The 5,284-nt window shown below is 70.6% G+C and carries 8 protein-coding genes; 2 read left to right on the top strand and 6 right to left on the bottom strand.

Annotation, left to right across the window (positions count from 1 at the left end):
* Nucleotides 1-43: 43 nt before the first annotated feature.
* A complete protein-coding gene (locus E1266_RS35385; protein ID WP_132054666.1) occupies nt 44-634 on the bottom strand; it encodes an HD domain-containing protein in 591 nt (196 codons plus the stop codon).
* 93 nt (nt 635-727) lie between these two features.
* Between E1266_RS35385 and E1266_RS35380 the strand changes: the two genes are divergently transcribed.
* The gene (locus tag E1266_RS35380; protein ID WP_207946118.1) at nt 728-910 is read left to right on the top strand and encodes a hypothetical protein; all 183 of its coding nucleotides are present in this window, start codon (nt 728-730) and stop codon (nt 908-910) included.
* A gap of 52 nt (nt 911-962) precedes the next feature.
* Here the strand turns inward: E1266_RS35380 and E1266_RS35375 are convergent, their stop codons facing one another.
* The 3 genes from E1266_RS35375 to E1266_RS35365 all read right to left on the bottom strand — a co-directional run bounded on the left by E1266_RS35375 (nt 963) and on the right by E1266_RS35365 (nt 3,097).
* A complete protein-coding gene (locus E1266_RS35375; RefSeq protein WP_132054662.1) occupies nt 963-1,586 on the bottom strand; it encodes a hypothetical protein in 624 nt (207 codons plus the stop codon).
* The gene (locus tag E1266_RS35370) at nt 1,583-2,032 is read right to left on the bottom strand and encodes an ATP-binding protein (protein WP_132054660.1); all 450 of its coding nucleotides are present in this window, start codon (nt 2,030-2,032) and stop codon (nt 1,583-1,585) included. The genes E1266_RS35375 and E1266_RS35370 overlap by 4 nt, the downstream gene beginning before the upstream one ends.
* A 402-nt stretch (nt 2,033-2,434) precedes the next feature.
* Nucleotides 2,435-3,097 carry a hypothetical protein gene (locus E1266_RS35365; RefSeq protein ID WP_132054658.1) on the bottom strand — a complete coding sequence of 221 codons (663 nt, stop codon included), beginning with the start codon at nt 3,095-3,097 and terminating at the stop codon, nt 2,435-2,437.
* Nucleotides 3,098-3,119: 22 nt separating this feature from the next.
* Here E1266_RS35365 and E1266_RS35360 point away from each other — a divergent pair, with 22 nt between their 5' ends.
* Nucleotides 3,120-3,335, top strand: coding sequence for a hypothetical protein (locus tag E1266_RS35360; protein WP_132054656.1), 216 nt, complete (start codon nt 3,120-3,122; stop codon nt 3,333-3,335).
* 29 nt (nt 3,336-3,364) lie between these two features.
* Here the strand turns inward: E1266_RS35360 and E1266_RS35355 are convergent, their stop codons facing one another.
* Both E1266_RS35355 and E1266_RS35350 read right to left on the bottom strand, forming a co-directional pair.
* Nucleotides 3,365-4,378 carry a zinc-binding dehydrogenase gene (locus tag E1266_RS35355; RefSeq protein WP_132054654.1) on the bottom strand — a complete coding sequence of 338 codons (1,014 nt, stop codon included), beginning with the start codon at nt 4,376-4,378 and terminating at the stop codon, nt 3,365-3,367.
* A gap of 46 nt (nt 4,379-4,424) precedes the next feature.
* Complete coding sequence (locus E1266_RS35350) at nt 4,425-4,790, bottom strand: MerR family transcriptional regulator (protein ID WP_132054652.1); 366 nt, start codon at nt 4,788-4,790, stop codon at nt 4,425-4,427.
* Between the last annotated feature and the right edge of the window lie 494 nt (nt 4,791-5,284).

Below are 5,284 nucleotides of genomic sequence, written 5' to 3'. Positions count from 1 at the left end.
CACCCGCCCACTGCCCGCGTCACGGCGGCCCACGGCAACCCGCCTATACGAGGGCGTGACCGTACTCGTCCACGAGCGGCTTGAGGTCGGGCTCCCCGAAGAACGCGCGCATCGCCTCGAAGACCGCGACCTTCTCCTCCCCGTACCGGCGCACGTGAACGGCGTACAAGTCGGCGGACACGAACGTCGGCGGCCGCGTCTTGCTGTGGAACTTGTCGGCGTACATGACCAGCCGCTCCTCGCCGGTCTCGGCCACGTAGTCGCCGGGCGGCACCGGAAGCCCCTGCCGCGCGATGTCGTCACGCGTCAGCCCCATCCCGGTGTGGCGGGAGCAGAACCGGCAGATCTCCTCGGGGAACCCCTCGTCGCGCAGCACCTCGTGCCCCAGCACCCCGTGCCGCACGTACTGCCCCGGAACACGCTCCCCGTCGTCCAGCCGGTAGACCCCGATGTCATGGAGCAGGCATCCGGCCCGAACGAGCTCCGCATCGACGTCGAGCCCCGCGGTCTCGATGATCCGCTCGGCGATCCTCCACACGATCACGCAGTGCGTGTAGACGACCTCGAACGCCTCCGGGCTGGGCGCGTACCTCTCATGCAGCGCCCGGATCTCCGCTTCCCCTGGAATCCGCACGAACCGACCCTATGCCGGACCGGCGGTTAGGGACTGCCTCTGCGGCAACAACGTGCGGGACGGAGGAGAAGCCGACGACCAGAGGGGGCAGTGGTGAAGAGGGACCAGCAGGACGGCCCGGAGCCCGGCGCGAGCTCGGGCCTGGAGGAGCAGCCCCGGGAGCGGACCGTGCCGGGAAGCGAGAGCGCGGCCGAAGGCTACGAGAGCGACGCCGAGAGCGGCACCCGGGAAGGCGACCCCATCGCCGGGGTCGAGCACGAGCCGGACGAGCCGTGACGCCCGCGGACCGCCGCAGCCACCAGATCGTCGTTCTCCGGCGGAGACCGGGTCACTGGTCTGGACGGGGCAGACCACCGCGCACGCTCTGATCAGCAGACGGCCGGAGTTCGCCGCGTCGGTAGAGGCTGTACTGGGTTGCGAGGGTGTCGGTGTCGTAGGCGGGCCAGAGGGTGAGGGCGGCTGTGTCGCGGTCGATGACCAGGACGTGATCGGGGACCTCGGGCGGGGGTGTGCCGGGGCGGGCAACGAAGCCATGATCGAAGGATTCGATGCCCAGCGGAACGGGGCGGCCACCGGTGGTGCGGGTGTACCAGGCGTCGGCGCGGCGCCAGGCTTCCGGCCGGTCGACCGGGTGGGCCTGGAGCGCGTAGGCGGCCAAGACGTCGGAGATGGCGCGGACGGTCCGGCAGCGGCCGATACCGCAGGCCAGGCAGATGAGGCGGTCGTCGCGGTCGCGCCCGTAGCGGTGAGCGGATAGGACGGTGGTCAGTGCGGCGGAGGTCGCCAGGGTCAGCATCCGCGCGGTCCGCAGGAACGACAGGCTGTAGGGGTCGAGGGCGGCGGCGTTGTGTTCGGCGAGAGCGTCCAGCGCGGCGGGGTCGGTGCGCATCGCGGCGGTCATGGCGGAGTGGACTTGGGCGGCGGTCCACTCGCGCAGATCCCGGCCGCTCACGCCGCCGCCCCCCGCAGCGATGCGGCGGAGAAGAGCGCGGCAACGGTGCGGGACCGGTCGTTGCCGAACCAACCCCAACTGGAGGCCAGGAGCGAGACGGTGCGCAGCCCGCGTCCGGACTCGGCGTCCTCGGCCGCCTCGGCGACGGCGGGTTCGCTCGGGCCTCCCTCATCGCCGACGCAGATCGCGACGGCACCGTCCCAGCGGGTGATCTCTACGGTGAAGGTGCCGCCGGGCTGGCCGGACTTGGTGTGCCGCAGCGCGTTGACCACGAGCTCGTCCACGGCCAGGAGCACCTCGTCCAGCTCGGGGCAGCCGGCCAGGAGGGCGCTGGTGAACCGGCGGGCCGCACCCGCCTGGTCGAGGTCACCGGGAAAGGCGCGCCACCAGCGCTGCGCATCTGCCGGAGCGGGAAGGACGGGCGGGAGAGGTATCGGGTACGGCATGGGGTTTCCTCAACGCATGGTGGCCGGTTCGTCATCGTGCGTGTTCATCATCACGCCACCGCCCGGCCCGCACACGAGAAACCCCTCGTCAGGCCCGTGATCGGCACGCTCAAGAGATGAGTGTCGACCGGCGGCGCGACAGAAGTCCGAACGCCCACGAATTGAACGTTCACGCGGTGAGTCCCGACTCCTCAGGCTCGTAGCCGGCGGTCTCCGCACCTCGACCTGCCGCCGAATCTCATCGCCCGCGCACCGGGCGTACGTCCGGGTTACGGGCTCCGGCGCTGGTCTGGACACGGGCGCCTCCTGGAGGAGCCCCGAAACTCGCCCGTGCGAATTTCGGATGCGCGGTACACGCACAGCCCACAAATGAACGCCGAGCCGGAAAGGCGGCGGCCGTGGTCACCGGAGGTAAGCGCCGATTGCCCGGTCGGTGTGGCGCACCAGGCGTGGATCGAAGTGTCGATGAGCTGGTTCGTCCGTGAGTTCGGCCCGTGGCCGTCCACTCGGGGAATCGTCCTGCTGGAACCGGAAGCGAAAGCGGGGCGCCGCCGGTTCACCGGGACGCCGGCGCAGATCGACAGCGCGGTAGGGGTGGTGTGCGAGCTGATGGAAATCGACCGGTCCGCGCTCACCGTGGAACTGTTCGACCGAGCGGACGAGGAAGCGGCGGCGACCCGCGAGGGGCGTCGCGCCGTCGGCCACTACTACGTCAGAGACGGCCGGGCGGTTATCGGGCTCGACGTGACGGAGGCGTCCGACGCCGCCTATCTGATGGCCGTGGTCGCGCACGAGCTGTGCCACGTCCGGCTCTTGGCCGAGGGACGAATCGCCGCGGACCGCAAGGACCACGAGCGCCTCACCGACCTGCTCGCCGTCTTCTTCGGGTTCGGCGTCTTCACCACGAACGCGGCGCTGAGGTTCGGCGAGACCGGGCGCGGCTTCTCCGTCCAGCCCCTCGGGTACCCGGACGAGCGCACCCCCAACGACGGCTATTCGCGGCTGGGCAACCTCACGGAACGCGAGTTCGGCTACGCGATGGCCTGCTACGCGTGGCTGCGCCACGATCCCGAGCCCGACTGGGCGGGTGAACTCGATCCGGGCCCGCGCCTACCTGGGGCAGTGCCTCGCCTACCTCTCGCGCAACGCCCGGCCAGGCGAGTTCCCGACCCGCAAGACCGGCGCGGTGCCCGTTTCGGTCCGCGTGATCCCGAAGGCCGACCCCGTGCGGCTCAGCGGGCTGACCCTGATGTTCACGCCGACCAAGTGGCCACCGGACGCCCCCGGCCACCGGCCGTCGTGACGGCACCTCCGCGTCCCCGAGAGTTTTTTTTAGCGCCAGGGGTCGAGGGCGTGCTTGCCGCGGGTGGCGCCCGCTTCGAGATCCAACAGCACCCTCGGGCCGTCGGCCAGGGGGTGGATCTCAGGGGCGCCCGGCGGGAAGACACCGGCGGCGATGAGGGTTTCGAGCTCGGTGAGCAGGTCCCGATAGACGCCGGGGGCCGCGGCCGCCAACGCTCCGATGTGCAGGCCCTTGACCTGCACCGGGTGCGTGAAGACCAGATCGTGCGTGGTCAGGCCGGCATCACCGGAGGCGGCACCGAAGACGATCACCCGTCCGAGGAGTCGCTTGGCGACCGCCAGGCTGACCTGGAACGTGGCCTGCCCCACCGATTCCAGGACCACGTCCACGCCGCCGGTCAACCGGGTGATCTCCGCGGCCAGGTCGGGGCGTGCGCTGTCCAGGACCGCGTCGGCGCCGAGCGCCGTGACGGTGTCGTGCTTGGCCGCCGACGCCGTGCCGAGCACTCGCGCGCCGTAGTGACGGGCGAGGCGGACCGCGGCCTGGCCGACACCGCCTGCCGCGGCATGGACGAGCACCGTCTCGCCGGGCTCGACCTCGCCCAGCTTCAGCGCCGCCAGCGCGGTGGCCCAGTTCAGCACCAGGCCGAGGGCTTGCGCGTCCGTCCAGCCGGACGGGACGGGAAGCACCTGTGCGGCCGGCATGGTCATGTACTGCGCGAAGGCGCCGGGCCCGGTCCCGACCACGTGGCTGCCGAGAGGGAGGGGACCGGCGACGTCCTCCCCGACGGCCACGATCTCGCCGGCGGCCTCGAAGCCGGCCGGATACGGCGCCCGCGGCCCGCCTCCGTAGATTCCCCGGGTCTGCATGACGTCCGCGAAGTTGACGCCGGCGGCGCCGACGCGGATCAGATACTCGCCCGGACCTGGCGCGGGACGGCGGCGGCCGGCAGTGAGGTGCAGGTCCTTCGGGCCGGCGTGGGAGTGCTGGACCAGGGCCCGCATCGTGGGTTCGGCGGTGTGGTGCCGCTCGTTGGTCTCCATGCACGGGAACGTAGAAGCTTCACACACACGTCAAGGTCAAGCACGGTCATCGACCGGGGTGCCGCGCCTCCCGCAGGAAGGCATCGAGCGCCGACCGCTGCGCGCTGAGATCGGCGATGCGGGCCGCGAGCCGATCACGATAGCTCTCCACCTCGTGCACGAACTCCGTGCACAACACCCCCGGGTCGCGGGCGGCGCCATCCGTGAGATGGGGCAGCAATTCCTTGATCAGCCGCACGGGCAGCCCGGACGCCAGCAGCGAGCGGATGACCAGGACGCGGTCGATGGTCGACTGGCAGTAGTCGCGGTATCCGTTGCCGATCCGCCCGGGGACGATCAGGCCCTCGTCCTCGTAGTACCGCAGCGACCTGGCGCTCACACCGCTGACGCTGGACGCTTCGCCGATCCTCATACCTGACGGCAACGCCCGTGAGCTCCCCGGGCTTCCGAGCACCGGCAACCTCCTGTCCCCTCAGGCCACCGGCTTCCAGTCAGGACGACGTTTCCCCGGACGGCCACCCCCTACCCCGGGTAGCCCATACGCCCACCAAATATGACAAATGGGATGTCGCCGTATTCATTGAATCACGCGTGATCGAACCGCTGATGAGCCCGCATTCACTGCTCCAGGGAGCCGAAAAAGCGCCACAGCATCCCGGACACGCATTGGCCCGCATCCACATCGCAGGGTGCTCGATTTCCGTACGTGCAAAGTTCGGACGTGCGCGATTACATGGGGGCCGGTGTGGCCCTGGTGTCAGCCCCGCACGTCAAGGCGCACCCCGGCGAACCGTCCGCCCCCACTGCCCCGATGGACGGTCCGCCTCCCCCAGGGAAAGGGACGCGAGCGTGGGCGTTGAAGACACCACCAAGACCGACACACGCACGGAGACGTCCGACAAACCC

This window comes from Actinomadura sp. 7K534 (genome assembly GCF_004348575.1).
GTDB classification, from domain to species: Bacteria; Actinomycetota; Actinomycetes; order Streptosporangiales; family Streptosporangiaceae; genus Spirillospora; species Spirillospora livida.
Note: the sequence above shows the minus strand (reverse complement) of the source record. Positions and strands in the feature narration are given on the sequence as shown.

Coding starts and splice junctions, on each gene's coding strand:
- E1266_RS35370 (WP_132054660.1), bottom strand. CDS start 2,032: ATGCCGTACCCGATACCTCTCCCGCCCGTCCTTCCCGCTCCGGCAGAT.
- E1266_RS35355 (WP_132054654.1), bottom strand. CDS start 4,378: ATGGAGACCAACGAGCGGCACCACACCGCCGAACCCACGATGCGGGCC.
- E1266_RS35350 (WP_132054652.1), bottom strand. CDS start 4,790: ATGAGGATCGGCGAAGCGTCCAGCGTCAGCGGTGTGAGCGCCAGGTCG.